Source organism: Rhodopseudomonas infernalis (genome assembly GCF_022271405.1).
In the GTDB taxonomy this organism is placed as follows: domain Bacteria; phylum Pseudomonadota; class Alphaproteobacteria; order Rhizobiales; family Xanthobacteraceae; genus Rhodopseudomonas; species Rhodopseudomonas infernalis.
This window is the reverse complement of record NZ_JAJNAL010000005.1, coordinates 26374-52217: the sequence shown is the minus strand read 5'-3', so window position 1 is coordinate 52217 and position 25844 is coordinate 26374. Positions and strand designations below refer to the sequence as shown.

The following is a 25844-nucleotide window of genomic DNA, read 5'->3' as shown; positions in this document are numbered from 1 at the left end:
TGAAGCGATTGTGCCGCTTCGGCCGGCGCGGCTAGAGTCGGGCATTGACGACCTGAATATTGTAGTTACATAATTGCATGTCGATCACATTCGATCCGGCAAAGCGGGATTGGACCCGGCGACATCGTGGCCTCGACTTTGCCACCGATGCCGCATCGGCGTTTGCCGGACGTATCGTGACGAAGCTCGACGATCGCTTCGACTACGGCGAGGACCGCTACATCACTGCAGGATACGTCGGTCCGCGCATGGTCGTGATCGTCTGGACGCCACGTGACGGCGACCATCATGTGATTTCGATGAGGTACTGCCATGCCAAGGAAGAAGTCCGCTGGGCCGCCCTCTTTCGGCAAGGCTTTGACTGACGATCCTGACGATGCTCCTGAACTGCTCGACGAGTTCTTCCGCACCGGGGAGATTCGCATCGACGGCAAGATCGTCCGCCGCGGGCGGCCGCCGCTCGGGGAGCAGCCGAAGAGTTCGGTGACGCTGCGGCTCGATGCCGACGTGCTGGAAGCCTATCGCGCGCTCGGACGCGGCTGGCAGTCGCAGATCAACGCCGACCTGCGCCGCGTGCGGAAGCTGAAGAAGGCCTGAGGGCTATTTGTTGACCGGGCTGCAGAAGAACGGCGACAGCGTCTTGTCGTTTTCAGGGGCGTCGCGATTGGCCTTGGCGGCGGCCTGCAGGCCGTCGAGGACGGCGTTCATCGCGGTGTCCTGATCGACGACCTTGCCCTTGCGCTCCATCGCATCGAGGTAGTCCATATAGGCCTGATAGGCCTTCTCGTCGTCGCACAGCAGGCACATCGCGCGGTTCCTATTCGACCACCTTGGGCACCAGGAAGAAGTGATCTTCCGTGGCCGGCGCGTTGGCGACGACCTGATCGGCGATCTCGCCGTCGTTGACGACGTCGACCCGCTTCTTCATCTGCATCGGCGTCACCGAGGTCATCGGCTCGACGCCGTTCACATCGACTTCCGACAGCTGCTCGACGAACGCCAGCATCGCGTTGAGTTCGCCCTGCAGATGCGGCACCTCCTCGTCGGTCACGGCGATCCGCGCCAGATGCGCGATGCGACGAACGGTGGCGGCATCGACCGACATTATATATGGCCTTTTCCCGAGATGGCGATCCGCGCCGTATAGCAGAGCCGGGTTTAGCGCCGCAACCTCAGCGGATCAGCCGGCAAGCCGGCTCAGCCGCGCCAGCGCGGCGCCGGCCAGCGCCCGCGTCAGTTCCGCCGCCGGCATATCGCGGCCGAGCCGCACCGCCTGCCCGGCCCACAGATTGGTGAAGTCGACCTTGCCCTGCTTCTCGGCGACGGCCTTCAGCGGCCCGAGCGCAGCGGCGGCGTGCGGGAACGCCGGCGCGTCGGCCGACACCGGGCCGACCTCGCGCATCACCCGGTTGGCGATGCCGCGCGCCGGACGCCCGGTCATCACATTGGTCATCACCGTCGCTTCGTCGGTGCCGCGCGCCAGCGCCGCGCGCACCAGTTCGCTGGTCCGCGATTCCGGGCAGCGCAGATAGGCGGTGCCGATCTGCACGCCGGCCGCGCCGAGCGCGAACGCGGCTGCTATCGCCCGGCCATCGGCGATGCCGCCGGCGGCGATCACCGGGACATGAACCGCATCGACCACCTGCGGCAGCAGCGCGAACAGGCCCGGCTGCTGCGCGATCGATTGGGTCAGGAACATGCCGCGATGCCCGCCCGCCTCGGCGCCCTGCGCGATGATCGCGTCGACGCCGTGCTCCTCCAGCCAGATCGCCTCGCGCACGATCGTCGCCGAGGCGATCAACTTGGCGCCGGTCGCCTTGACGCGCGCCAGCAGCGACGCCTCGGGCAGACCGAAATGGAAGCTCACCACTTCGGGCTTCAGCTCTTCGACCAGCGCGCACATCGCCGCGTCGAACGGCGCGCGGCTGGCGGCCGGCACCGGCGCGGCCGGGTCGAGGCCGTGTTCCTGATAGTAAGCGCCGAGCCGCTGCTTCCACGCCGCCTCCTGCGCCGGATCGGCGTCGACCGGCGTGTGGCAGAAGAAATTCAGATTGATCGGCGCCGCGATCTGCTGGCGGAAGATGCCGACCTGCTCGCGCGCCTTGTCGGCGCTCAGCATCGCGCAAGGCAGCGAGCCCAGTGCTCCGCCGCGCGCGGCCGCGACCGCGAGTTCGGCGTCCATCGCGCCGGCCATCGGCGCCAGCAGGAACGGAAACTCGATGGCGAACAGATCAAGGATACGGCGGTCGGGCCACATGGTCGACACTCACAATGACGGGAAGAATGAAGGGTGTGGCGCGCGCCGCTGCGCGCCTGCGCCGGTTTAGCACGGCGGCACGGCGCCCCGCTATCCTGCGCCGGACGGCGCCGGACGCAGCTTCAGTAAAAACCGGCGCAGCGCGATCCCGGCCCAGACGGCGGTCAGGACGCCGAGCGGCCAGACCCCGTGCAGGAAGCTCGAGATCGCTCCCAGCCCGCAGGCGATCGCGAACACCAGAATGAACCAAAAGCTGTGATCCTCCAGCGCGTAGCTGAGCACCATGACGGCGACTGCAGCCAACCCGAACCAGCCAAGCGCGTCCATCTTCAACCTGCCAGCAACCCAAATCCGGATGCTATCTCGCAGCGATCGCGGGGCACGCGCAAGCGCGATGTAGCGCCTCGGGATTGTCCATCGGCGCATGCCGGATCGCCGTTCGACCGGAGCCGTCCGGCCTTGCCTATGCGCGGCCGCCGTCGCGTGCTATGCGGCGGCCATGCCAGCTCTCATCCTTCCGCTGATCGAAGCCGCCGCGCATTGGCCGGCGCGCGGCACCTTGCTCGGCCTCGACCTCGGCACCAAGACGATCGGCGTCGCCGGCTCGGATCCGGATCGCAAACTCGCCACCGGCATCGAAACCGTTGCCCGCAAGGCGTTCACGGCCGACGCGCGGCGGCTGCTGGCACTCGGCGCCGAGCGCGCGGCCTGCGGCTTCGTGCTCGGTCTGCCGCTCAACATGGACGGCAGCGAAGGCCCGCGCGCGCAGTCGACCCGCGCCTTCGCGCGCAATTTTTCGCGGCTGACCGAGCTGCCGATCGGGCTGTGGGACGAGCGGCTGTCGACGGCGGCGGTCGAGCGCGAGCTGATCGCCAACGATGTCAGCCGTGCCAAGCGGGCCAAGGTGATCGACGAACACGCCGCGATCTATATTCTCCAGGGTGCGCTCGATCGGCTCGCCGCGCTCCGCCGCGCCGGCTGATCGCCCTCTGATAGCCAACGATGATGCATGCCATGACCTGCGTCTGCGGCTCCGGCAAATCCTACGACGACTGCTGCGGCCCGCTGCTCGCCCGCGCCCGGCAGGCCCAGAGCCCGGAAGCGCTGATGCGCTCTCGCTACGCCGCCTATGTGCTGAAAGACTTCGACTACATCGTCGAGACCACCGATCCCGACACGACCGCCCTGTTCGACCACGACGCCAACCGCGCCTGGATGGAGCAATCGACCTTCGTCGATCTGCTGGTGCTCGCCAGCAGCGAGAAAGGCAGCCGCGGCAACGTCGAATTCGTCGCCCGCTTCAGCCGCAACGGCACCGACCAGACCCACCACGAGCACTCGCAATTCCGCAAGCACAAAGGCCGCTGGTACTTCTCCGGCGGCGAGACGGCCGGCTAGCCCGGTCCGTCATTGCGAGCGCAGCGAAGCAATCCAGCGCGGTGCACTCAGCTGCATTGCTTCGCGGAGCCTGTGCCCGGACGGCGCGAAGCGCCGATCCGGGTGCTCGCAATGACGGGGAGAGGTTGTGGCAGTGACTCGTCATGGCCGGGCTTGTCCCGGCCATCCAAGCCTTGGCGCGAGGTACGGCCGAAAGGCGTGGATGCCCGCGACGAGCGCGGGCATGACGGGGATGGGTGTGGCAATGGGGCTGATGCGCTTCACATCTCCGGCAGCGCCCGCGCCAGCAAGCCACGCGCCTGCTCGGCGCTGAGATTTGCGGCGCCGTACATGGTGGCGGGCTCCGGGGTCAGCCGCGTCCGCGCGAACAGTTCGGCGTGCGGCGGGTGGATCTCGCTGAGCGCGGCGGCGGCGGCGAGCTTGGCCAGGGTCTCGACGGCGAGCCGCGCGGTGCGTTCATTGTCGGCCTGCAGGAACGCGCGGGCGACGAGGCTCGCGGCGGCGGGTCCGCCGGTCAGGCCGGCGGTGTCCTGGATCAGGCTTTGCAGGACTTCCGTGCCGGCGTCGCTCTCGCGCGACATCGCGCGCAGCACGTCGAGGCACATCACGTTGCCGGAGCCCTCCCAGATCGCATTCACCGGCGCCTCGCGGTAATGACGCGCCAGAATGCCGTCCTCGACATAGCCGTTGCCGCCCATGCACTCCATCGCCTCATAGACGAATGGCGGCGCCGATTTGCAGATCCAGTACTTCACGGCCGGAGTCATCAGCCGCATGTAGGCGGCTTCGAGGTGATCGTGCGGCGCCTGGTCGAAGGCCCGGCACAGCCGCATCACCAGCGCGACCGAAGCCTCGACCTGCAGCGCCATGTCGGCGAGCACCGCCTGCATCAGCGAGTGATCGACGAGGTGTTTCTGGAACACGCTGCGATGACGCGCGTGATGCAGCGCATGCGCGAGGCCCGAGCGCATCAGCCCGGCGGAGGCGATCGCGCAATCCTGCCGGGTCAGTTGCACCATCTGGATGATGGTGCGGATGCCGCGCCCCGGTTCGCCGACCGGCACCGCATAGGCGCCGGTGAACTCGACCTCGGACGACGCGTTGGAGCGATTGCCGAGCTTGTCCTTCAGCCGCTGGAAGTGGATGTCGTTGACCGAGCCATCGGGCTTGAAGCGCGGCATGAAGAAACAGCTCAGCCCCTCCTCAGCCTGCGCCAACACCAGAAACGCGTCGCACATCGGCGCCGACATGAACCATTTGTGGCCGATGATGCGGTAGGCGTCGCCGTCGCGGACCGCACGCGTGGCGTTGCTGCGCACGTCGGTGCCGCCCTGCTTCTCGGTCATGCCCATGCCGATGCTCATGCCGCGCTTCTCGGACCACGGCGCGAAGGCGGTGTCGTAGCGCTTGCTGCTCAGCACCGGCATCACCTGCGCCAGCAGATCCGGCTGCGCGGCGAGCGCTGCGACCGACGCGCGAGTCATCGTCACGGGGCACAGATGCCCGGTCTCGACCTGCGCCGCCATGTAGAACTTCGCGGCCCGCGACACTTCGGACGAGCCACCGGCGGATTGGCCATTGGCGTCCCACGTCGAGTTGTGGATGCCGGCGTGAAAGCTCTCCTGCATCAGCTCGTGATAGGCGGGATGAAATTCGACCCGATCGAGGCGAACACCCTTGGCGTCGAAGGTCTTCAGCCGCGGCGTGTGCTCGTTGGCGAGCCGGCCGCGCTCGGCCATATGCGCCGAGCCCCAGGTCCGGCCGAAGGCTTCGAGTTCGACATGCGCATGGCCGGCATTGTTGAACGTCACCGCCTCGACCAGCGGCCGATCGGCGCCGAACAGATCGACGTCCTCGAACGCCGGCGACTGATTGAAGACCTCGTGGGTCGCGAAAGACGGCTGCGTCATGAGTGTTCCCGGCGGGCGGCGAATGGATTCGCGGGCATCTTATGCAGAAACATCGGCCAGATCACGCCGGATCGGGCGTGACCTCGGCAAATCCCCGATGGTGTTCGCCACCGCAAGGCAGCTATCGGGGTCGCGGCCTGATCGGGAAATCATGCGCCACCCGCGGCGTGCCGGGCAGCGAGAAGTGCCACCATTCCTTGGAGAAGTTGACGAAGCCCTGGCGCGTCATCGCGCCGAGCAGGATGCGCCGCCAGCGCCGCTGCGCCGGGCTGATCGACTTGGCGGCGGTGTAGGCCTTCGCGTCGGAGCAGTCGTAGCTCGTGCCCATGTCGACGCTGTCTTCCGGCGCGCGCATGGCTTCCGGTGCGGTGCAATCCGCATAGGCGCGGTTCGGATCGAACGGCGGGCCTTTCGGCGCCCGCAGATCGACCAGCGTCAGATCGACCGCCGCGCCGGTCGAGTGGCCGGAATTCGCGGCGATGTAACCGAGCCGGAACAGCTCGCTCTTGCTGAAGGTCGGATTGTAGCGCCGTTGCGCAGGCGTCTCGTTGCCGTCCTGCGCCCACGCCACCATGTCGCGCGAAGCCCGCGCCGGGCGGTAGCAGTCGAGCATCTTCAGGGACAACTGCTGGGGTGCCAACTCGCGCTGCACGTTGACCAGCGCCAGTCCGACAGCGCGCTTCACGATGCACTCGTTCGCATCATAGCCCGCGAGCCGCCGCCCGACGAAATTGTTCGCGCCCGTATAGCGGATGTCCTGCCGAATGCTCGGATCGAGATCGCGCAGATAGACGAAGTCATCGGGCAATTGCTGCGCCTGCGCCGCACCCGCCGCGAGGATCATTGCGGCGAGCAGCGCAGCTCCGCGTCTCAACACCATTGTGCCCTGCTCACTTCATCCGCTCGCGCGCGGCCTTGAAGCCGGTGACGAAGCGCGCCAGCGTATGCGAGGTGGCGCCGCGCGGCAGCATTACTTCGATCAGCGAGAACTGCCCGCGCCGCGTCGCCGCGGCATCGAGTGCGGCGGCGAGTTCGGCGCGCGTAGTGACGCGCTCGCCGTGGCCGCCGATCGATTTGGCGATGGCGGCGAAGTGCCAGTCATCGAGATCGTTGAACTTCGACTCCGGCTGAAACACCCGCAGCATTTCCCAGCTGCAATTGTTGAACAGCACCACGATCGGATCGAGCCCGTAGCGCTCGCAGTTACCGAGCTCCCAGCCGGTCATCTGGAACGCGCCGTCGCCGACCAGTACCAGTGGCCGCAGCCCCGTCGCAGCGACGCCGATGCCGGCTGGCACGCCGAACCCCATGCCGGCGTAGTAACCGGGCGCGGCGAGCTGGGTGTTGTCGATCTCCATCGCGGTGAACAGGCAGTCGCCGATATCGGCGGTCATCGGCATCTTGCCATGTTTGTCGAACAGATCGTTGATCGCGGTGGCGATATCGGACGGCGCGATCGCGCCTCCGTCGGCGACCAGCTTGCGCGGATACGCCATGCCGTTGCCGGCGTTGCGCGGCCGCGGCGGATGCTGCGCGGCATGGGCGTCGAGACCGGCGATCAGGTCGGCCAGCGGCAGGTCGCGATAGACGTGATGGCCGATCTGCACTTCGCGGCCGCTCGCCAGCACGGTGCGGCGCGGGTCGGTCATGTTGGTCGACAGCGCGAAGTTGGTGTCGGACAGGATCACGCCGAACATCAGCACCAGGTCGGCCTCCTCGACCAGCGCCGACAGCCCGGCATCGCCGGCGGCGCCCATATAGGTGCCGGCGACGACATCGTCCTCGCCTTCGAGCAGCCCGCGTCCCATGAAGGTGGTCACCACCGGCAGCCCGAGCTTGCGGGCCAGCGCCGCGACCTGCTTCTCGACGCCGTAGCGGCGGATTTCGACGTCGACCACCACCACCGGCGATTTCGCCTTGGCGACGCGCCCCAGGATTTCCTGCGCGCACTCGTCGCGCGCTCCTGGATCGGCGGCGCGTTGCGGCAACTTCGCCACCGCCTCGACTTTGGCATCGACCAGGTCGCGCGGAAACTCGATGTAGACCGGCAGCGACAGTTCCAGCGCGCTGCGCAGCACGCGGGCGATCTCGGCCGGCGCGGTCGCGGGATCATTCAGCACCGCCTGCGCGCAGGTGACTTCCTTGAACACCGCGAGTTGCGAGTCGACGGTGCGGACCTGGTGATGCAGCAGATAACCGCTGCTGCGTTCGCGCATGCCCGGTGCGCCGGCGATCACCACCACCGGCGAACGCTCCGCATAAGCACCGGCGATCGAATTGACCAGATTGAACGCGCCCGCCCCGTAGGTCACCACCGCGACACCGATGCCGCCGCGATAGCGCGAGGCAGCATCCGCCGCAAAGCCGACCGCCGGCTCATGGCTCAGCGTGAAATACGGCAGCGTGCCGCTCTCCTCGATCACCTTGAAGAATGGCAGCACGAAATCGCCGGGGATGCCGAAGATCTCCTTTGCGCCGTGATCCTTGAGCGCGTCGAGCAGAGCGGTCGCAAGCGTCGGCATGAAGACTCCTGGGCATCGCACGAGGGCCCGTCCGCTTTATCAGAGCAGCGACTTTCGACCAACTCACCCCCGTGTCCCGGACGCGCTGCGGCATCTCTGATGCCGCTGCGCGATCCGGGACCCCGGTTTCTTGGACATTCAACCACTCGTGCGTGTCTTCCGCTCAACCGGGGCCCCGGATCTGCAGCGCACGACGCTGCTTGCGCAGCGCCCTGCGCTGCGTCCGGGGCACGGCCCACATTGAACGAGGTAGAGCCTTCACAGCGCGGGGGATTATTCCGCACCCTGACCCGTTCGCGCTTGCCCGCTCTGGCAAGTCTGCCTATAGCTCTTGCTTTAATGACCCCCGCATTGAAATCGACATTTGTCCTCGCTCACCGGCATCTGCTGGGGATCGAAGGGCTTTCCGCCGCCGACATCACCGGCCTGCTCGACCTCTCGGAAGAATATGTCGAGCTCAACCGGCAGGTCGACAAGAAGCGCGCGAGCTTGCGCGGCCGCACCCAGGTCAATCTGTTCTTCGAGGCCTCGACACGGACGCAATCGTCGTTCGAGATCGCCGGCAAGCGGCTCGGCGCCGACGTGATGAACATGAGCGTGTCCTCGTCCTCGATGCGCAAGGGCGAGACACTGATGGACACCGCGGTGACGCTGAACGCGATGCACCCGGACATCCTGGTGGTCCGCCATCACGCCTCCGGCGCGGTGGAACTGCTGGCGCGCAAGGTCGACGGCTCGGTGATCAACGCCGGCGACGGCGCCCACGAGCATCCGACCCAGGCGCTGCTCGACGCGCTGACGATCCGCCGCAACAAGGGCCGGCTCGAAGGGCTGGTGGTGGCGATCTGCGGCGACGTGATGCATTCGCGCGTCGCCCGCTCCAACATTCTGCTGCTCAACACCATGGGCGCCCGCGTCCGCGTGGTCGCGCCCTCCACGCTGCTGCCGCGCGGCATTGAGCGGCTGGGCGTCGAGGTCGCGCGCGACATGCGCGAGGGGCTCGACGGCGCCGACATCGTGATGATGCTGCGGCTGCAGCGCGAGCGCATGAACGGCTCGTTCGTGCCGTCGAGCGGCGAGTACTTCCAGTATTTCGGCCTCGACCAGAAGAAGCTGTCCTATGCCAAGCCGGACGCCCTGGTGATGCATCCGGGGCCGATGAACCGCGGCGTCGAGATCGACTCCGCCGTCGCCGACGGCGCGCAGTCGCTGATCCGCGAACAGGTGGAAATGGGCGTGGCGGTGCGCATGGCGGTGCTCGAAGCACTCGCCCGCAACCTGCCGAACGCTTGAAGCTGGAACGGGACCCGACATGCTGACCGACCGCCGCCCGATCCTGCTCGCCAATGCCCGCCTGATCGATCCCGGCCGCGACTTCGACGGCGTCGGCGACGTGCTGATCGCCGATGGCGTGATCCGCGACGCCCGCCGCGGCATCGGCGCCGCCGGCGTGCCGGAAGGCACCGACATCATCAATTGCAACGGCATGGTGGTGGCGCCCGGCCTGGTCGACATGCGTGCCTTCGTCGGCGAGCCCGGCGCCAGCCACCGCGAGACCTTCGCCTCCGCCAGCCAAGCCGCCGCGGCCGGCGGCATCACAACGATCATCTGCCAGCCGAACACCTCACCGGTGATCGACAATTCGGCGACGGTCGACTTCGTGATGCGCCGCGCGCGCGACACCGCGATCGTCAACATCCATCCGATGGCGGCGCTCACCAAGGGGCTAGCCGGCCTCGAAATGACCGAGATCGGCCTGTTGAAGGCCGCCGGCGCGGTGGCGTTCAGCGACGGCGACCGCAGCGTGATGAACGCACAGGTGATGCGCCGGGCCCTCACCTATGCGCGCGATTTCGATGCGCTGATCGTGCATCACACCGAGGATCCGGATCTCGTCGGCGAAGGCGTGATGAACGAGGGCGAATTCGCCACGCGGCTCGGTCTGTCCGGTGTGCCGAATGCGGCCGAGGCCGTGGTGCTCGAGCGCGACGTCCGCCTCGCCGCGCTGACCGGCGGCCGCTACCACGCCGCGTCGCTGACCTGCATCGAGTCGCTGGAAATCCTGCAGCGCGCGCGCGACGCCGGCCTCAACGTTTCGGCGTCGGCATCGATCAACCACATCTCGCTGAACGAAAACGACATCGGCCCGTACCGCACCTTCCTCAAGCTGTCGCCGCCGCTGCGCACCGAGGACGACCGCAAGGCGCTGATTGCCGCGATCTCGTCCGGCCTGATCGACGTGGTGATGTCGGACCACAATCCGCAGGACGTCGAGGTCAAGCGCCTACCCTTCGCCGAAGCCGAGGCCGGCGCGATCGGGCTGGAGACGATGCTGCCCGCCGGCTTGCGGCTGGTGCACAGCGGCGAGCTGGATCTGTTGTCGATGATCCGCGCGATGTCGACGCGCCCGGCCGAATTGCTCGGCCTGCCCGGCGGCACGCTGCGCGCCGGCAGCCCAGCGGACCTGATCGTGATCGACATCGACACGCCGTGGATCGTCGATCCGAACGAATTGAAATCGAAGTGCAAGAACACGCCGTTCGACGAAGCGAGATTCTCCGGCCGGGTGGCGCGGACCATCGTCGGCGGCCGGACCGTTTATGAGCATGTGTGAGTGAGTTTGAAGGGCTGACGGAAGCCGACGAGCAAAGCGTCGCCCCGTCATTGCGAGCACCCGGATCGGCGCTTCGCGCCGTCCGGGCACAGGCTCCGCGAAGCAATCCAGAAGCGGCGTGCACTGCGCTGGATTGCTTCGTCGCTTCGCTGCTCGCAATGACGAGCTGATAGTCTGAGACTGTTGCCGCGCTAGATTGTTTGGAGAGTTGTGATGATCGGGATTTATATCGTCGCCTTGGTGATCGGCTATTTGCTCGGCTCGATCCCGTTCGGCCTGATCCTCACCAAACTCGCCGGCACTCAGGATCTACGTTCGATCGGCTCCGGCAATATCGGCGCCACCAACGTGCTGCGCACCGGCCGCAAGGGCCTCGCCGCCGCGACGCTGCTGCTCGACGCGCTGAAGGGCACCGCAGCGGTGATCATCGCCGCCATGCTCGCCAACGGCACCGACGCCGTTGCCGCCAACGCGGCGATGCTGGCGGGGCTCGGCGCGTTCCTCGGCCATTTGTTTCCGGTGTGGCTGAAGTTCAAGGGCGGCAAGGGCGTCGCCGTCTATATCGGCGTGCTGCTCGGCCTGTTCTGGCCCGGCGCGCTGGTCTTCTGTCTGCTGTGGCTCGCCACCGCCTTCACGTCGCGCTACTCGTCGCTATCCGCGCTGGTCGCCGCCTTCATCACCCCGATCTTCCTGTGGTGGTTCGGCCACTCTGCCCTCGCCTCGCTGTTCGCCGTGCTGACGCTGTTGCTGTTCTGGATGCACCGCGAGAACATCAAGCGCCTGCAGGCGGGAACGGAAGGCCGGATCGGCGAGAAGAAGTAAGCGGCTTCGTTCGTCGCTCATCTCCGCATCATTGCGAATACCCGGATCGGCGCTTCGCGCCGTCCGGGCACAGGCTCCGCGAAGCAATCCAGAAGCGCAGTGCTCGGCGCTGGATTGCTTCGCTTCGCTCGCAATGACGGCGGTCAAATAGCTCCAAGTACCATTACGTCCTCCGGCCTTCGTCGAGCTTGTCCACCCGCATAAGTTGCGCAACACTCTCCTGCGGGGGTGTGCGTGGCCGGAAGTACCAGCGAACAGTCAACGACGCTTCTCACCGACGCCCAGCGTATCGACTGGTTGCGACTGATCCGCGCTGACAATGTCGGGCCGCGGACCTTCCGGTCGCTGGTCAATCACTTCGGCTCGGCGCGCGCGGCGCTGGAGCGGCTTCCTGAACTCGCCCGGCGCGGCGGCGCGGCGCGGGCTGGACGCATCCCGTCCGAGGACGAAGCGCGGCGCGAGATCGAGGGCGGGCGGCGGCTCGGCGTCGCGTTGGTGGCGCCCGGCGAAGCCGGCTACCCGCCGCGGCTGGCGACGATCGACGACGCGCCGCCGCTGCTCGGCGTGCATGCCCTGCCCGACGCGCTGGGGCTGTTAGCGCGGCCGATGATCGCGATCGTCGGCTCGCGCAACGCCTCCGGCGCCGGACTGAAATTCGCCACGCAGCTCGCCGCCGATCTCGGCGCGAGCGGCTTCGTGGTGATCTCCGGGCTGGCGCGCGGCATCGACCAGGCGGCGCATCGCGCGAGTCTCGACAGTGGCACCGTCGCGGTGCTGGCCGGCGGCCATGACAAAATCTACCCGGCCGAGCACGAGGACCTGCTGCTCGACATCATCCAGGCGCGCGGCGCGGCGATCTCGGAAATGCCGCTCGGCCATGTGCCGCGCGGCAAGGACTTTCCCCGTCGCAACCGGCTGATCTCCGGCGCCGCAGTCGGCGTCGCGATCATCGAAGCGGCGTTCCGCTCCGGCTCGCTGATCACGGCGCGGCGCGCCGCCGATCAGGGCCGCGAGGTGTTCGCCGTCCCCGGCTCGCCGCTCGACCCGCGCGCCGCCGGCACCAACGATCTGATCAAGCAGGGCGCGACGCTGATCACCAGTGCGGCAGATATCGTGCAGGCGGTCGCAGCGATCTTGGAGCGGCCGATCGACCTGCCCGGCCGTGAGCCGGAACATCAGCCGCCGGCGAGCGAGCCGGATGCCAGCGATCGCTGCCGCATCGTCTCCTTGCTCGGCCCCTCACCGATCGGCATCGACGATCTGATCCGGCTGGCCGGGATCAGCCCCGCGGTGGTGCGGACGGTGTTGCTGGAGCTCGAACTCGCCGGCAGGCTGGAGCGCCACGGCGGCGGCCTGGTATCGCTGAGCTGAGGCGTCAGGTCGGATGTCGCGCGGCGGCTTCTATGGCGCCGATACGCCGATGGCGGTCGGCGAGCATCTGGAAAGCTATCTGCGCTTCGTGTTCGGCTTCATCGGCATCACCGATCCGGAGATCATCTCGGCGGACGGCATCCAGGTCGGTCCGGAACATCGCGAGAAGGCAGTCGCCTCGGCCCTATCCGCCGCGGCCGGCCTTCGGGCTGCCTGAGCAAAGTCCAGCCGCGAACGGCCCCTCAAAAAAGCAACGGCCCGAAGTGGGGTCCACTTCGAGCCATCTCGGAGACGGACGTACATCCGGCCCGTCTCCCGCTTAGATAGAACTCTGAATGAGTTGGGTTAACAACACGTAAACGCGCTTTTGGTTCCCCCACGGGACCCACGCGCCCGTCATGCCCCGCCTTGTGCCGGGCATCCACGGCTTGCTGACGGAAACGCATCGAAGGCGTGGACGGCCAGCGCCGCACCGAAGGGGTCGGCAGTGCCTCGCGATCCGGTGCGGCGCAGATCTCGGGAGTCAGGACTTCGCCCGTTCAATCATCGCATGATCGGAATCGAGAGAAATGATGATTTGGAAATGGCTTAAGCCGAAAAGCCAAATTTGCGGATCAACCGCCTCACTCTTGTGAAGAACGGCTCCGGCGTTGGGCACGGCCAAGTTCGGTGGCTTCCATCCGCGCCATGTCGAGCAGGTAACATAGGACATCCAGCCGGTGCAGGTGTGCGATCTGGATCAGATCGGCGACCACTTCGGCAACATAGCCGGCAGCCTCCACCGGGCCGCCGTCGCGATATATGGAGCCGTGGCTCCCCTGTCGTGGCATGGGCTGAAGTCCTTTCGCCGCTGAATCGAGTTGCCTAAACCGCGGAATAGACCCGTGATACTACTCTAGGTTGCACAACTCTAGGTTTAGTTTTCGTTTCCTTCATTCGAATTACGTGTTGTTCAAGCACGACTGCAACGGAGGGTCGATTTGACAGCGACCGTCTCACAACCCATGTTCCGGCCCATGTGGCCGGCGCGAGTCTCGCGAAACAGGCCCAATTCTTCCAGCCAAGTCATTGGATTCCGATGAATCTCGTCATTGTCGAGTCGCCCGCTAAGGCCAAGACGATCAACAAATATCTGGGCCCGTCCTACGAGGTCCTGGCATCGTTCGGCCATGTGCGCGACCTGCCGGCCAAGAACGGGTCGGTCGATCCCGACGCCGATTTTCAGATGATCTGGGAGATCGACCCCAAGGCGGCGGGGCGTCTCAACGACATCGCCAAGGCGCTGAAGGAAGCCGACAAGCTGATCCTCGCCACCGACCCTGATCGTGAGGGCGAGGCGATCTCCTGGCATGTGCTGGAGGTGATGAAGCAGAAGCGTGCGCTGAAGGACCAGAAGGTCGAGCGCGTCGTGTTCAACGCCATCACCAAGCAGTCCGTTACCGACGCGATGAAGCATCCGCGCCAGATCGATGGTGCGCTGGTGGACGCCTATATGGCGCGCCGCGCGCTCGACTACCTGGTCGGCTTCACGCTTTCTCCGGTGCTGTGGCGCAAGCTGCCCGGCGCCCGCTCGGCTGGCCGCGTGCAATCGGTGGCACTGCGCCTGGTCTGCGACCGCGAGACCGAAATCGAGAAATTCGTCCCGCGCGAATACTGGTCGCTGATCGCCACGCTGACGACGCCGCGCGGCGACACGTTCGAGGCGCGGCTGGTCGGCGCCGACGGCAAGAAGATTGCGCGGCTCGACATCGGCACCGGCGCCGAGGCCGAGGACTTTAAAAAGGCGATCGAGGCCGCGAATTTCCGGGTCGCGTCGGTCGAGGCCAAGCCGGCCCGCCGCAACCCCAGCGCCCCCTTCACCACATCGACGCTGCAGCAGGAAGCCAGCCGCAAGCTCGGCTTCGCGCCGGCCCATACCATGCGGGTGGCGCAGCGGCTGTATGAAGGCGTCGACATCGGCGGCGAAGTCGCGGGTCTCATTACTTATATGCGAACCGACGGCGTGCAGATCGATTCCTCCGCCATCACGCAGGCGCGGAACGTGATCGGCGAGGATTACGGCAGCGCCTATGTGCCGGGCTCGCCGCGGCAGTATCAGACCAAAGCCAAGAACGCCCAGGAGGCGCACGAGGCGATTCGCCCGACCGACTTGTCGCGCCGTCCGTCCGAGGTCGGCCGCCGGCTCGACCAGGATCAGGCCCGGCTGTACGAGCTGATCTGGATCCGCACCATCGCCAGCCAGATGGAGTCGGCCGAGCTCGAACGCACCACCGTCGACATCGAGGCGAAAGCCGGCTCGCGCGTGCTTGAGCTGCGCGCCACCGGCCAGGTGGTGAAGTTCGACGGCTTCCTCGCCGCCTATCAGGAAGGCCGCGACGACGACAGCGAAGATGAAGACTCCCGCCGGCTGCCGGCGATGAGCGAGAACGAGGCGCTGAAGCGCCAAGCGCTGGCGGTGACGCAGCATTTCACCGAACCGCCGCCGCGTTTTTCCGAAGCCTCGCTGGTCAAGCGGATGGAAGAGCTCGGCATTGGCCGGCCCTCGACCTACGCGTCGATCCTGCAGGTGCTGAAGGATCGCGGCTACGTCCGGCTGGAGAAGAAGCGGCTGTACGGCGAGGACAAGGGCCGCGTCGTCGTGGCGTTCCTCGAGAATTTCTTCGCCCGCTACGTCGAATACGACTTCACCGCCTCGCTGGAGGAAGATCTCGACCGCATCTCCAACAACGAGGTGTCGTGGAAACAGGTGCTCAGCGAGTTCTGGCGCGGCTTCATCGGCGCGGTGGACGAGATCAAGGAGCTGCGCGTCGCGCAGGTGCTGGACGTGCTCGACGAGATGCTCGGGCCGCACATCTATCCGGCCCGCGAGGACGGCGGCGATCCGCGGCAGTGCCCGAGCTGCGGCAACGGCCGGCTCAATCTGAAGGCCGGCAAGTTCGGCGCCTTCGTCGGCTGCACCAACTATCCGGAATGCCGCTACACAAGGCCGCTCGCTGCCGATGGCGGCGCCGATGCCGATCGCGTGCTCGGCACCGATCCGGACACCGGCCTCGAGGTCGCGGTGAAGTCCGGCCGGTTCGGCCCCTACATCCAGCTCGGCGAGGCCAAGGACTATGGCGAGGGCGAAAAGCCCAAGCGCGCCGGCATCCCGAAGGGCACCTCGCCGTCCGATGTCGAACTCGACGTCGCGCTGAAGCTGCTGGCGCTGCCGCGCGAAGTCGGCAAGCATCCGGAGAGCGGCCAGCCAATCAAAGCCGGCATCGGCCGGTTCGGGCCTTACGTGCAGCACGAGAAGACCTACGCCAGCCTCGAGGCCGGCGACGACGTGCACGCCATCGGTCTCAACCGCGCGGTGACGCTGATCGCCGAGAAGGTCGCCAAGGGTCCGAGCAAGGGCCGGTTTGGCGCCGATCCCGGCAAGGCGCTGGGCGATCACCCGACGCTCGGCGCGGTCGCGGTCAAGAAGGGCCGCTACGGCGCCTATGTCACCGCCGGCGGCGTCAACGCCACGATCCCGAACGACAAGACCGACGAGACCATCACGTTGCCCGAGGCGATCGTGCTGCTCGACGAGCGCGCCGCCAAGGGCGGCGGTGCCAAGGCCAAGAAGAAGGCGCCCGCCAAAAAGGCGGCGCCGAAAAAGGCCGATGGCGACGCAAAGCCGGCCAAGAAGGCTGCGGTCAAGAAGGCCAAGCCGAAAGCCGAGAGCGCAGCCGCCAGCAAGGCGCGCGCGCCGGTGACGGCCAAGACGGCGGCCAAAAAGGCTGCGAAGCCCAAATCCGCGGCCAAAAGCAGCGCCGCCAAGAACGGATAGTTGTGAGCAAGACGCGCGACGCGAAGTTTCCGGACAAGGCCACCCTGCTCGCCTTCATCCGCGCCCATCCCGGCAAGATCGGCACCCGGGAGATCGCGCGCGAATACGGCCTGAAAAACGCCGATCGCGCCGAGCTGAAGCGGATGCTGCGCGAACTGTCCGACGCCGGCACCATCCGCAAGACCGGACGTCGCAAGGTTGCCGAGCCGGCCGCGCTGCCGCCGACGCTGCTCGCTGATATCACGTCGCGCGACGCCGACGGCGAATTGATCGCGGTGCCGTCCGAATGGGACGAGCAGGACGGCGACGCGCCGAAGATCCGTATCCACACGCCGCGCCGGCCGAAGCCCGGCACCGCCGCTGGCCTCGGCGACCGCGCGCTGCTCCACGTCGAGCCGTCCGAAAACCGCGACGAAGGCCCCGCCTATGTCGGCCGCGTCATTCGTGTGCTCGACCGCGGCCGCGCCCGGCTGCTCGGCATTTTCCGCGCTCTGCCCGATGGTGGCGGACGACTGGTGCCGGTCGACAAGAAACAGGCAGGCCGCGAACTCAACATCGCCGCGCATGATGCCGGCGGTGCGCAGGACGGCGATCTCGTCAGCGCCGAGCTGATACGCACCCGCGCCTTCGGGCTGGGCTCCGGCCGCGTCAAGGAACGGCTCGGTTCGCTGGCGACCGAGAAGGCGGTCAGCCTGATCGCGATTCACAGCCACGACATCCCGCAGGAGTTCTCCTCGGCGGCGCTGCGCGAGTCCGAGGCCGCCGAGCCCGCGACGCTGAAGGGACGCGAGGACTGGCGCGAGCTGCCGCTGGTCACGATCGATCCGCCCGACGCCAAGGACCACGACGACGCCGTCTATGCCGAGCCGGACGAGGATCCGCAGAACAAAGGCGGCGTCATCGTCACTGTGGCAATCGCCGACGTCGCCTACTACGTGCGCCCGGAGTCGGCGCTGGATCGCGATGCGCTGCGGCGTGGCAATTCGGTGTACTTCCCGGACCGCGTCGTGCCGATGCTGCCGGAGCGGATCTCCAACGATCTTTGCTCGCTGAAACCAGGCGAGCCGCGCGGCGCCCTCGCCGTCCGCATGGTGATCGGCGCCGACGGCCGCAAGCGCTCGCACACGTTCCATCGCGTGCTGATGCGCTCGGCCGCCAAGCTCAACTACGCGCAGGCCCAGGCGGCGATCGACGGCCACCCCGACGACACCACCGGCCCGCTACTCGACACGATCTTGAAGCCGCTCTACGACGCCTATACGATCGTCAAGCGCGGCCGCGATGAGCGCGATCCGCTCGATCTCGATCTGCCAGAACGCAAGATCGTGCTGAAGCCGGACGGCACCGTCGACCGCGTCATCGTGCCGGAGCGGCTCGACGCGCACCGGCTGATCGAGGAGTTCATGATCCTCGCCAACGTCGCCGCCGCCGAGATGCTGGAGAAGAAGGCACTCCCGCTGATCTATCGCGTGCACGACGAGCCGAGCGTGGAGAAGGTCCACAACCTCGTCGACTTCCTGAAAACGCTGGATCTGTCTTTCGCCAAGGGCGGCGCGCTGAAGCCGGCGCAGTTCAACCGCATTCTGGCGATGGTCAAAGGCGAAGACGCCGAGCCGCTTGTCAACGAAGTCGTGCTGCGGTCACAGGCGCAGGCCGAATACAGCTCCGAGAACTACGGCCATTTCGGCCTCAATCTGCGCCGCTACGCGCATTTCACCTCGCCGATCCGGCGCTATGCCGATCTCGTGGTGCACCGCGCCCTGATCCGCGCACTGAACCTCGGCGACGGTGCGCTGCCGCAGACCGAGACCGTCGAAACGCTGGCGGAGGTCGCGGCGCAGATCTCGCTGACCGAACGCCGCGCCATGAAGGCCGAGCGCGAAACCGTCGACCGACTGATCGCGCATCACCTCGCCGACCGGATCGGCGCGACGTTCCAGGGGCGGGTCTCCGGCGTCACCAAGGCCGGGCTTTTCGTCAAGCTCGCCGACACCGGCGCAGACGGGCTGATCCCGATCCGCACGCTCGGCGGCGAGTACTACAATTACGACGAAACCCGCCATGCGCTGATTGGAACGCGCAGCGGCGTCATGCATCGATTAGGGGATGTGGTCGACGTCCGTTTGGTAGAAGCTGCACCAGTCGCCGGCGCGCTGCGGTTCGAGCTGATCAGCGGCGGCGCAATCGCGGAACGCCAGCATCGCAAGGGCCCGAAGGGCAACGCGATCGGCCGTGCCAAGACGGGGAAGACCAGGGGCGCCAACGAAGGCGGATCCGGTCCACGCGCAAAGAGTTCGAAACCGAAGGGTCACAAGGCGAAAGGCAGCAAACCGCCGAAACCGAAGAAAAACAAACCAGGGAAGGAAAAGCGATGAAAAATATCGCGACGGAGCAGCCAGTGGTCTGGACCGCCGAACAGGCGCCGGCGGAACAACGCAATGTCTGGCTGGCAATGGGGCGCGGCTTGCGTGGACGCTGTCCGCGCTGCGGCGAAGGCAAGATGTTCCGCGCCTTCCTGAAGACCGCGGATCACTGCACGCATTGCGGCCAGGATTTCACCGGCCACCGCGCCGACGACCTGCCCGCTTACCTGGTGATCGTCATCGTCGGCCACATCGTGGTGCCGATTGCGCTGTCGATCGAAACCAATTTCGCGCCGGCGGTGGCATTGCAGCTCGCGATTTATCTGCCTATCACATTGGTGTCCTCGCTGCTGCTGCTGCAACCCGTGAAGGGATCAGTGGTCGGCCTGCAATGGGCATTCCGGATGCACGGCTTCGACGACGCCCATCCGGAGAAGACCTGACGATCCGAACGACGACGGCACCCTCGCCGACGCGCAAAAAACGCAACGATAAGAAACGAGAACAGGGGTGGACATGAGCGAGACAGCGACGCAACAAGCGACCGTCGTCGAACAGGGAGAGAAGGAAGCCGATCACCACCCGTATTTCCGGCCGAAGGATGCCGCGACGCTGATCCTGGTGGATCGCAGCGGCCCGGTGCCGAAGGTGCTGGTCGGCCGACGCCACGACAAGGTGGTGTTCATGCCGGGCAAATTCGTGTTTCCCGGCGGCCGCGTCGACAAGCTCGATCACCGCGTGCCGGTTGCGGCGAACATTCCGCCCGAGCTCGAGGCCAATCTGCTCAAGGGCAGCCCCAAGATCACCCCTGCCCGCGCCCGCGCGCTCGCCATCGCGGCAATCCGCGAAGCCTGCGAAGAAACCGGGCTCTGCCTCGGCTGCAAGACCGGCGCGACGCCGTCGAGCCTCGAGGGCCCCTGGCAGCCATTCGCCCAGGAGGGCCTGCTGCCAGATCCGTCCGGCCTGTTCCTGATCGCCCGCGCCATCACGCCGCCGGGCCGCGTACGCCGGTTCGACACCCGCTTCTTCACCGCCGACGCATCCGCCATCGCTCACCGCGTTGAAGGCGTGGTGCATGCCGATGCCGAACTTGTGGAACTGGTGTGGGTCGAGCTCGGCTCCAGCCCGCTCGCCGATTTGCACGCGATGACCAAGAACGTGCTCGGCGAACTCGACCGCCGCCTCGCCACCGGCCCGCTGCGACACGACGCACCGGTTCCGTTCTTCCATTTCTACGGCGGGAAGATGCAGAAGGACATTCTGCCGGGCGGTTGAGCGTCCGGCAGTGTTGCTCGATCGGCTAGCGGCGCGACCAGCGCGCCGCTAGTTCGAGCACCAGAGCAAGCGCGGCCAGCGCAGCGCCATAGCCGCACACGGCGGCCCAGCCACCGTGCGACCATGCGAAGGCCGCGCCGGCCGATCCGATGGCGCCGCCGAGAAACATCACCGTCACGAACACGGTGTTGAGCCGGCTGCGCGCTTCGGGCACCAGCGCGAAGACGATGTGCTGGTTGGAGATCAGCGCCGCCTGCACGCCGAAGTCGAACACGACCACGCCCAGCACCAGCGCGAGCACGCTGCCCCAGACGCCGAACAGCGCCCACGACGCCAGAACGAGCGCGGCGCCGATCGCGATCACCGGCTCGGGTCCGCTGCGATCGGCGATGCGCCCGGCGATCGGCGCCGCCAGCACGCCGACGACGCCGACCAGGCCAAACAGGCCGGCCGCATCGGCGCCGAGTCCAAAGCGCGGCTCCTGCAGATGCAGCGCCAGCACGGTCCAGAACACGCTGAACGAGGCGAACAGCGCCGCCTGCACCAGCGTGGCGCGGCGGAGCTGCGGCTGTTCGCGCCACAGCGACAGCAGCGAGGCCAGCGCAGCGCCGTAGCTGATCGGCCGATGCGGCACGTGGCGCGGCAGCAGCCAGGCCATCAGCGCCGCCGCAGCGAGCGCCAACGGCGCCGCCAGCCAGAACATCTCGCGCCAGCCCGCATGGCTGGCGACAAATCCCGCGACGGTTCGGCTGAGCAGGATGCCGCACAGCAGCCCCGACATCACCAGCCCGATGACCTTGCCACGCCGGGCCGGCTCGGCCAAAGCGGCCGCAAACGGCAAGATCTGTTGCGCCACGGTGGCACAAGCGCCGAGCACCAGCGAGGCGACAATGATCAGTCCCGCCGTCGGCGCTACGGCCACCGCGACAAGCGCCAGCGCCAGCAGCACGAACTGTCCGGCGATCAGCCGACGCCGATCGGTGAGATCGCCGATCGGCACCAGCAGGAACAGCCCGAGCGCATAGCCGAGCTGAGTGGCGGTCGGGATCATCCCGGTCAGCGGCGACGCACCGAAGTCGCGCTCGATGATGCCGAGCATCGGCTGGTTGTAATAGATGTTGGCGACCGCAATGCCGGACGCCATCGCCATCGCCAGGGTCAGGCCATTGCCGAGCCCGGGTTGCGCCACGCCGTCGGCCGGGTCCCGCTTGCGTGGCGGCTCGGGTCTCGGCTCTTCCGCCGCGCGCAGGGCGGGCTCACTGACGCTCATCGTTCGCCTTTCGTCTGAGTTCGGAACCGTCCCAAGATGGGCCGCGGCTGACCGTTTTCGAGGCCGGCCGAACGAGGATCTGCGATGCACCGGCGTGCGTCTTGTTGGATTTGCACGTAAATCCCCGCCAAGCGCGCAAAAAGCGGAGCACGCCACGAAAATTGCGTCTGATCCGGCACTGGATTGCTGGCCTGAACCTTGACTTTCGGGCATTCGCGGCTAGTTTGCGCGCCAAACGCGGGTCCTGACGTTCGACCTCGCACTGATTCCCGACATCCGAGGTTCCGACATGGCCAAAGCGGTCACCATCAAGATCAAGCTCGTCTCGACTGCCGACACCGGCTTTTATTACGTGGCGAAGAAGAATTCGCGCACGATGACCGACAAGATGACCAAGAAGAAGTACGACCCGGTCGCGCGCAAGCACGTCGAGTTCAAGGAAGCCAAGATCAAGTAAGCCGGCGTCACCTGCGCCTTCAGCTTACTGAACTTGAGATGGGGCCCTTCGGGGCCCTTTCTGTTGCGATCATGCCATCGAACAGCATCGACACCGCCGGTCTCGCGCCCAGGTTCGTCACGGAGCGCGAAGAACGGGCATCATCGCAGTCAACCCTCCTTGCTTCAAAGCAAGATCAGAAGCCGAGCCCGCAAACGCCGGCGGCTTGAGACTGGTTGCCTGCTCCAAGCAGCGCCGTCTCCTCACGCGCAGAGTCGTCATCCTGAGCCGCGCGCATAGCGCGCCTCGAAGGATGCGGCCAAGGTACATATCCAAAGGTGCTTGCGGCTCATCCTTCGAGGCCCGCAGCGCCGCGCCAAAGCGCGGCCCAGCGATCCCCTCGAGATCCGGTCAGAACCGCTCCGGCGCCGCGCCGGGTCAGCTTTTGATGCCGGGCACGATATGAGCGGACTCAATAACTGATTTTATCAGACAAATCGTCCGCCGGACTCACCGATCGCAACTGAGCCCGCAATGACGAGCAACCCGCTCAGCGGACTGTTCAACGTGCAGCGATCGCGAAATTTGCCTTCGCCAACACACCACCACTCGCTTTGCGAACCTGTTGCCCAACAGTGCGGGCTGACGTGCTACATCGTAGGATTACTAATCGACGACTTTGTACTTTATAGTTTTTCAGATCGGCACCAGAGTCGCCCGCGACATCAAATACTCACATACCTTTAAACGATTCAATTACCCCACCTGTTTGGTACCAAGAGCGCTCACATGAGCAACCTCCGCACATTGATTTCGGCTCTCCGGTCGCTTTTCCTCGCGCGACTTTCCGAAAAACGCATCACCTCAACTGCAAACGTCAAAGCCCTCGGCAATTTCAACCGCACGGGCTGGCGTCATCTCGCCGCCGACATCAATGGGCTACCGGTGGTCTCCCAACTCGGCCTTCGCATTTCGGCGAAGGACCTCGAGCCGCTGTCGACCATCCAGCAGATCGCCGAGTTGATGCTCAGTCGCGCAAAATCGAAGCCGGCCGCCAAGGCGAAGCTGGCGCATGATCCCTGCGTGCGCAAATCGGGGACCATCAGAAAAAAATCGCCGTATTTAGGCGGCTCTGGATTGACGATTCCGTCGAGGGCCGAGTCCGAAACTGGCGGAGGTACTCGGCTTGTTCGATCCGGTCGCGACGCGTGCCCTGGCGAAGTTGTCAAACTCCCGTCCCGGCTTCGGCGGCCGTCCGAGACCAAGACGCTGACGCTCGACGGCGATCGTCTCTTGGTGCAATTCGGACGCGACGATGAGCCGATCCCCGACCTCGGCAGCAACCTCATCGCAGCCCCGATCCCGCCCAACGTGCTCGCCTTCCCGGTTGAGCAGCGATCCGAATTCGACGACCGCCAGAGCGAAATCCGGCTGGTCGATCCGGACTCCGGCACTGAGTGGAATGCCAACTGTCCGATCTATTTTGACAAGCAGTGGTCGCTCGACATCGCAATCAGGCCAGCTGCGGAGATTGGCGGCCTGCCAGCCGAGCACCAGCGGCGGCCCATCTTCTTGCCGCTCATGTCGCAACCGGTCGAGCTACTCATCAAATTGACGGATCTCAGTGTTGGCGGCATCGAGCTGCGCGTCGATCAGACGTTTGCAACGCTGGAACTGCCGCCGTCCGGATCCAGCGTCCCGGTGCGACTGTCGTTCACGCCGGTGATCAACGGCGAGCTCCAGAGCGCCGGTGCGAGTTGCAAAGCCCGGCTGCTGGTGCAGATTTTTTACCGACTCAACCTGGTCGATTCGATCGACGTCGATCTGACAGTGGTGGCATTTCAGCCGACTGAGCTCGAGCCAATGCCGGCGCTCGCGCCGCGGCCCGTGCACATGATCGACCATCGCGAGGATGAGGAAGATCGCGCGCGCGCGCTCGGTTGGCTCGGCGACGATGTCGCTCCCCGCACGATGGTGATTTCCGTCACCAGTGACGCAACGCAGACCACACTGGATTTCACGATCCGCCAGACACCGGATTCGACGCCGGACTCACCGGCGAAACGCGCCGTTGGAGACACGACGGATCTGTCCGTTTATCTGTCGGCAAACAGCTTCGTTTCGCATGAGGATCTCAACGCACTGCTGATCGACGTGCGCGTCGCCTACACGAGGCTGATCCTGAAATCCTTCGGCGGATCCGCCACCAGCGACAGCAGCGTCTGTCAGAGCGCTCTGGACGACCTTGCGAAGCTTGGTGTCCGCGCCTGGCGGTTGCTGTTCAATAACACGGCGGCCGACGACTCCCTCGTCGCCGTCGGCAAATATCTGAAGCAACTGAAGCTGCCGAACCGCTCCATCATTCAGATCGTCGCGAGCAAAACGATCTCAGACTTCGTGTTTCCGTGGGCGCTGCTCTACGACGACGACCTCGGCGCAGCCCGGCCGGCGCAATGGGCGGGCTTTTGGGGGGCACGCTATCAGATCGAACAAGCGGTCCGCCGTTCCAATCGCGAACGGCCGCAGCCATCGCAAGCGCTCGACTACACCTATTTGTCGTGGAAGCAGTTCGCCGAGTCCGAGAACCTGCGCACGGTCCTGAGCCGATTCATCGCCAAGCCGCGCGTCGACTTCCTTGGTGACATCACCAGTGCCGACCAGTTGATCGACGCGATCCAGGACGACCGCATCAACTTCTACTGCTTCTTCTGTCATGGCCACACCCAGGCGCCGGGCGACCCCGTGTTCAAGGGCCTCCTCGATCGACAGATGCAGATCATCAAGGACGTCGAAAACAGTTTGGCGCTGCTCGGTGACGAGCAGGCGCCGAAGCGGCAAGTCCTGAAAGACTACATCGTCACCCTGAGAGAGCTTCTGCGATCGAACCTCGCCGCGACCGATCACGAGATCAAGTTCGCCGACATCAGCATCCAATATCAGCCGTTCGCAGCGCTCGTCAGCAATCTCAAATTCCACTCCCAACCGGTGCTGCTGATGAACATGTGCCAATCGGCGCAGCTGTTCCCCGGCGCGAGCGAGTGCTTCGTGGCGCTGTTCCTGAAGCTGAAGGCGGCCGCGGTGATCGGCACGGAATGCGAGATCAGCCCGGCGCTCGGCGAAGCGTTCGGTCGATCTTTCATCGCCGCCATGATGCATGACGGCACGACTGTCGGAGAAGCACTGCTCGACGCACGCAACGCCCTGATTGCCCAGAACAACCCGCTCGGCCTCGTCTACACCTTGTACGGCCAGGCCACCCGTTCATTGATTCCGAAAGCCTCTCCCATTTGACGAAGGAGATTGCGCCATGACCACCCCTGTGGACCAGCAAGCGATTCAGTCGGAGATCAGCAACCTGCTCGGCTCGTCCGAGGACAATCTGATCGAGCAACTCGGCATCCGGAAATTCGCCGTGACCAAGGAGCCCGCGCTGGAGTCGGACATCGCGCTGCGACCGACTTTCGACGCGCAAGCGATGGGGCCGCTCGACGGCGTCAAAGCGCTCGGGCGCGCGGTGCTGGTGCGCTGGGCCAAGGAGCTGCAGCAATTGATCTGCGGCACCGATGCCGCATCCGCCGCCGATCGCGCCAAGCTGATCGACGCTTTCAGCGCCAGCAAGGTCGTCGGCGGCGTGATGCTGGCTTCGGGGCTGATCGCGATCGGCTGCCCGGCCGCACTGGCGCCGATAATCGCCGCCATCGTGATCTCGCGCTTCGTCGGCTCGGCGGTGGAGGTGTTCTGCGAGAAGTCCAAAGTCTGGGTCGACGAGCTGACCTGAGCTCGCCTGTCGGA

At 66.1% G+C, this 25844-nt stretch carries 24 protein-coding genes and 1 pseudogene; 16 read left to right on the top strand and 9 right to left on the bottom strand.

The features are described 5' to 3' along the window. Positions 1-77 precede the first annotated feature (77 nt). Positions 78-365, top strand: a complete 288-nt coding sequence (locus LPW26_RS05425; RefSeq protein ID WP_238733262.1) for a BrnT family toxin — start codon at positions 78-80, stop codon at positions 363-365. Then, positions 313-597 (top strand): BrnA antitoxin family protein, encoded by a 285-nt coding sequence (locus LPW26_RS05420; protein WP_406677047.1) that lies wholly within the window; start codon positions 313-315, stop codon positions 595-597. Before LPW26_RS05425 ends, LPW26_RS05420 begins: the two co-directional genes overlap by 53 nt. Before the next feature lie 3 nt (positions 598-600). Here the strand turns inward: LPW26_RS05420 and LPW26_RS05415 are convergent, their stop codons facing one another. The 4 genes from LPW26_RS05415 to LPW26_RS05400 all read right to left on the bottom strand — a co-directional run bounded on the left by LPW26_RS05415 (position 601) and on the right by LPW26_RS05400 (position 2584). Next, the gene (locus LPW26_RS05415) at positions 601-807 is read right to left on the bottom strand and encodes a hypothetical protein (protein ID WP_238733260.1); all 207 of its coding nucleotides are present in this window, start codon (positions 805-807) and stop codon (positions 601-603) included. A gap of 10 nt (positions 808-817) precedes the next feature. Beyond that, complete coding sequence (gene gatC, locus LPW26_RS05410) at positions 818-1105, bottom strand: Asp-tRNA(Asn)/Glu-tRNA(Gln) amidotransferase subunit GatC (protein ID WP_238733259.1); 288 nt, start codon at positions 1103-1105, stop codon at positions 818-820. A 75-nt stretch (positions 1106-1180) separates the two neighbouring features. Next, positions 1181-2257: an NAD(P)H-dependent flavin oxidoreductase gene (locus LPW26_RS05405; RefSeq protein ID WP_238733258.1), complete on the bottom strand. Its 1077-nt coding sequence runs from the start codon at positions 2255-2257 to the stop codon at positions 1181-1183. Positions 2258-2347: 90 nt separating this feature from the next. After that, positions 2348-2584: a hypothetical protein gene (locus tag LPW26_RS05400; RefSeq protein ID WP_238733257.1), complete on the bottom strand. Its 237-nt coding sequence runs from the start codon at positions 2582-2584 to the stop codon at positions 2348-2350. A gap of 172 nt (positions 2585-2756) precedes the next feature. Here LPW26_RS05400 and ruvX point away from each other — a divergent pair, with 172 nt between their 5' ends. Both ruvX and LPW26_RS05390 read left to right on the top strand, forming a co-directional pair. Further along, positions 2757-3239 (top strand): Holliday junction resolvase RuvX, encoded by a 483-nt coding sequence (gene ruvX, locus LPW26_RS05395; RefSeq protein ID WP_238733256.1) that lies wholly within the window; start codon positions 2757-2759, stop codon positions 3237-3239. 32 nt (positions 3240-3271) lie between these two features. Further along, on the top strand, positions 3272-3655 hold the full coding sequence (locus LPW26_RS05390) for a YchJ family protein (protein WP_238733255.1): 384 nt from the start codon (positions 3272-3274) through the stop codon (positions 3653-3655). A 260-nt stretch (positions 3656-3915) separates the two neighbouring features. On the opposite strand, the gene LPW26_RS05385 is transcribed toward LPW26_RS05390, so the two are convergent. The 3 genes from LPW26_RS05385 to ipdC all read right to left on the bottom strand — a co-directional run bounded on the left by LPW26_RS05385 (position 3916) and on the right by ipdC (position 8087). Then, positions 3916-5565 carry an isovaleryl-CoA dehydrogenase gene (locus LPW26_RS05385; RefSeq protein WP_238733254.1) on the bottom strand — a complete coding sequence of 550 codons (1650 nt, stop codon included), beginning with the start codon at positions 5563-5565 and terminating at the stop codon, positions 3916-3918. A 121-nt stretch (positions 5566-5686) separates the two neighbouring features. Next, entirely contained in the window at positions 5687-6445 is a 759-nt protein-coding gene (locus LPW26_RS05380; RefSeq protein WP_238733253.1) for a M15 family metallopeptidase, read from the bottom strand. A gap of 10 nt (positions 6446-6455) precedes the next feature. Continuing rightward, positions 6456-8087 (bottom strand): indolepyruvate/phenylpyruvate decarboxylase, encoded by a 1632-nt coding sequence (gene ipdC, locus LPW26_RS05375; protein ID WP_238733252.1) that lies wholly within the window; start codon positions 8085-8087, stop codon positions 6456-6458. Between the two features lie 339 nt (positions 8088-8426). Between ipdC and LPW26_RS05370 the strand changes: the two genes are divergently transcribed. The 5 genes and pseudogenes from LPW26_RS05370 to LPW26_RS05350 all read left to right on the top strand — a co-directional run. Then, entirely contained in the window at positions 8427-9380 is a 954-nt protein-coding gene (locus LPW26_RS05370) for an aspartate carbamoyltransferase catalytic subunit (RefSeq protein ID WP_238733251.1), read from the top strand. A 19-nt stretch (positions 9381-9399) separates the two neighbouring features. Beyond that, complete coding sequence (locus LPW26_RS05365; protein ID WP_238733250.1) at positions 9400-10701, top strand: dihydroorotase; 1302 nt, start codon at positions 9400-9402, stop codon at positions 10699-10701. A gap of 210 nt (positions 10702-10911) precedes the next feature. Further along, the gene (plsY, locus tag LPW26_RS05360; RefSeq protein WP_238733249.1) at positions 10912-11523 is read left to right on the top strand and encodes a glycerol-3-phosphate 1-O-acyltransferase PlsY; all 612 of its coding nucleotides are present in this window, start codon (positions 10912-10914) and stop codon (positions 11521-11523) included. Between the two features lie 234 nt (positions 11524-11757). Continuing rightward, positions 11758-12894, top strand: coding sequence for a DNA-processing protein DprA (gene dprA, locus LPW26_RS05355; RefSeq protein ID WP_238733248.1), 1137 nt, complete (start codon positions 11758-11760; stop codon positions 12892-12894). 13 nt (positions 12895-12907) lie between these two features. Next, positions 12908-13111, top strand: a pseudogene (locus LPW26_RS05350) (NAD(P)H-dependent oxidoreductase); the annotation flags it as partial. Positions 13112-13517: 406 nt separating this feature from the next. On the opposite strand, the gene LPW26_RS05345 reads toward LPW26_RS05350, so the two are convergent. Further along, positions 13518-13724, bottom strand: a complete 207-nt coding sequence (locus LPW26_RS05345; RefSeq protein ID WP_238733247.1) for a hypothetical protein — start codon at positions 13722-13724, stop codon at positions 13518-13520. A gap of 248 nt (positions 13725-13972) precedes the next feature. Between LPW26_RS05345 and topA the strand changes: the two genes are divergently transcribed. From topA to LPW26_RS05325, 4 genes are all read left to right on the top strand, one after another. After that, entirely contained in the window at positions 13973-16708 is a 2736-nt protein-coding gene (gene topA, locus LPW26_RS05340; RefSeq protein WP_238733246.1) for a type I DNA topoisomerase, read from the top strand. A gap of 2 nt (positions 16709-16710) precedes the next feature. Further along, on the top strand, positions 16711-19083 hold the full coding sequence (gene rnr / locus LPW26_RS05335; RefSeq protein WP_238733245.1) for a ribonuclease R: 2373 nt from the start codon (positions 16711-16713) through the stop codon (positions 19081-19083). Then, positions 19080-19514 carry a DUF983 domain-containing protein gene (locus tag LPW26_RS05330; protein ID WP_238733244.1) on the top strand — a complete coding sequence of 145 codons (435 nt, stop codon included), beginning with the start codon at positions 19080-19082 and terminating at the stop codon, positions 19512-19514. Before rnr ends, LPW26_RS05330 begins: the two co-directional genes overlap by 4 nt. A 73-nt stretch (positions 19515-19587) precedes the next feature. Continuing rightward, positions 19588-20346, top strand: coding sequence for an NUDIX hydrolase (locus LPW26_RS05325; protein ID WP_238733243.1), 759 nt, complete (start codon positions 19588-19590; stop codon positions 20344-20346). A gap of 25 nt (positions 20347-20371) precedes the next feature. Here LPW26_RS05325 and LPW26_RS05320 read toward each other — a convergent pair whose 3' ends face one another. Continuing rightward, positions 20372-21616, bottom strand: a complete 1245-nt coding sequence (locus LPW26_RS05320) for an MFS transporter (protein ID WP_238733242.1) — start codon at positions 21614-21616, stop codon at positions 20372-20374. A gap of 289 nt (positions 21617-21905) precedes the next feature. Here LPW26_RS05320 and rpmG point away from each other — a divergent pair, with 289 nt between their 5' ends. The 3 genes from rpmG (at position 21906) to LPW26_RS05305 (ending at position 25830) form a co-directional block, all read left to right on the top strand. Next, a complete protein-coding gene (gene rpmG, locus LPW26_RS05315; RefSeq protein ID WP_011441304.1) occupies positions 21906-22073 on the top strand; it encodes a 50S ribosomal protein L33 in 168 nt (55 codons plus the stop codon). Positions 22074-22841: 768 nt separating this feature from the next. Further along, the gene (locus LPW26_RS05310; RefSeq protein WP_238733241.1) at positions 22842-25343 is read left to right on the top strand and encodes a hypothetical protein; all 2502 of its coding nucleotides are present in this window, start codon (positions 22842-22844) and stop codon (positions 25341-25343) included. Positions 25344-25359: 16 nt separating this feature from the next. Beyond that, entirely contained in the window at positions 25360-25830 is a 471-nt protein-coding gene (locus LPW26_RS05305) for a hypothetical protein (protein WP_238733240.1), read from the top strand. Positions 25831-25844: the final 14 nt, after the last annotated feature.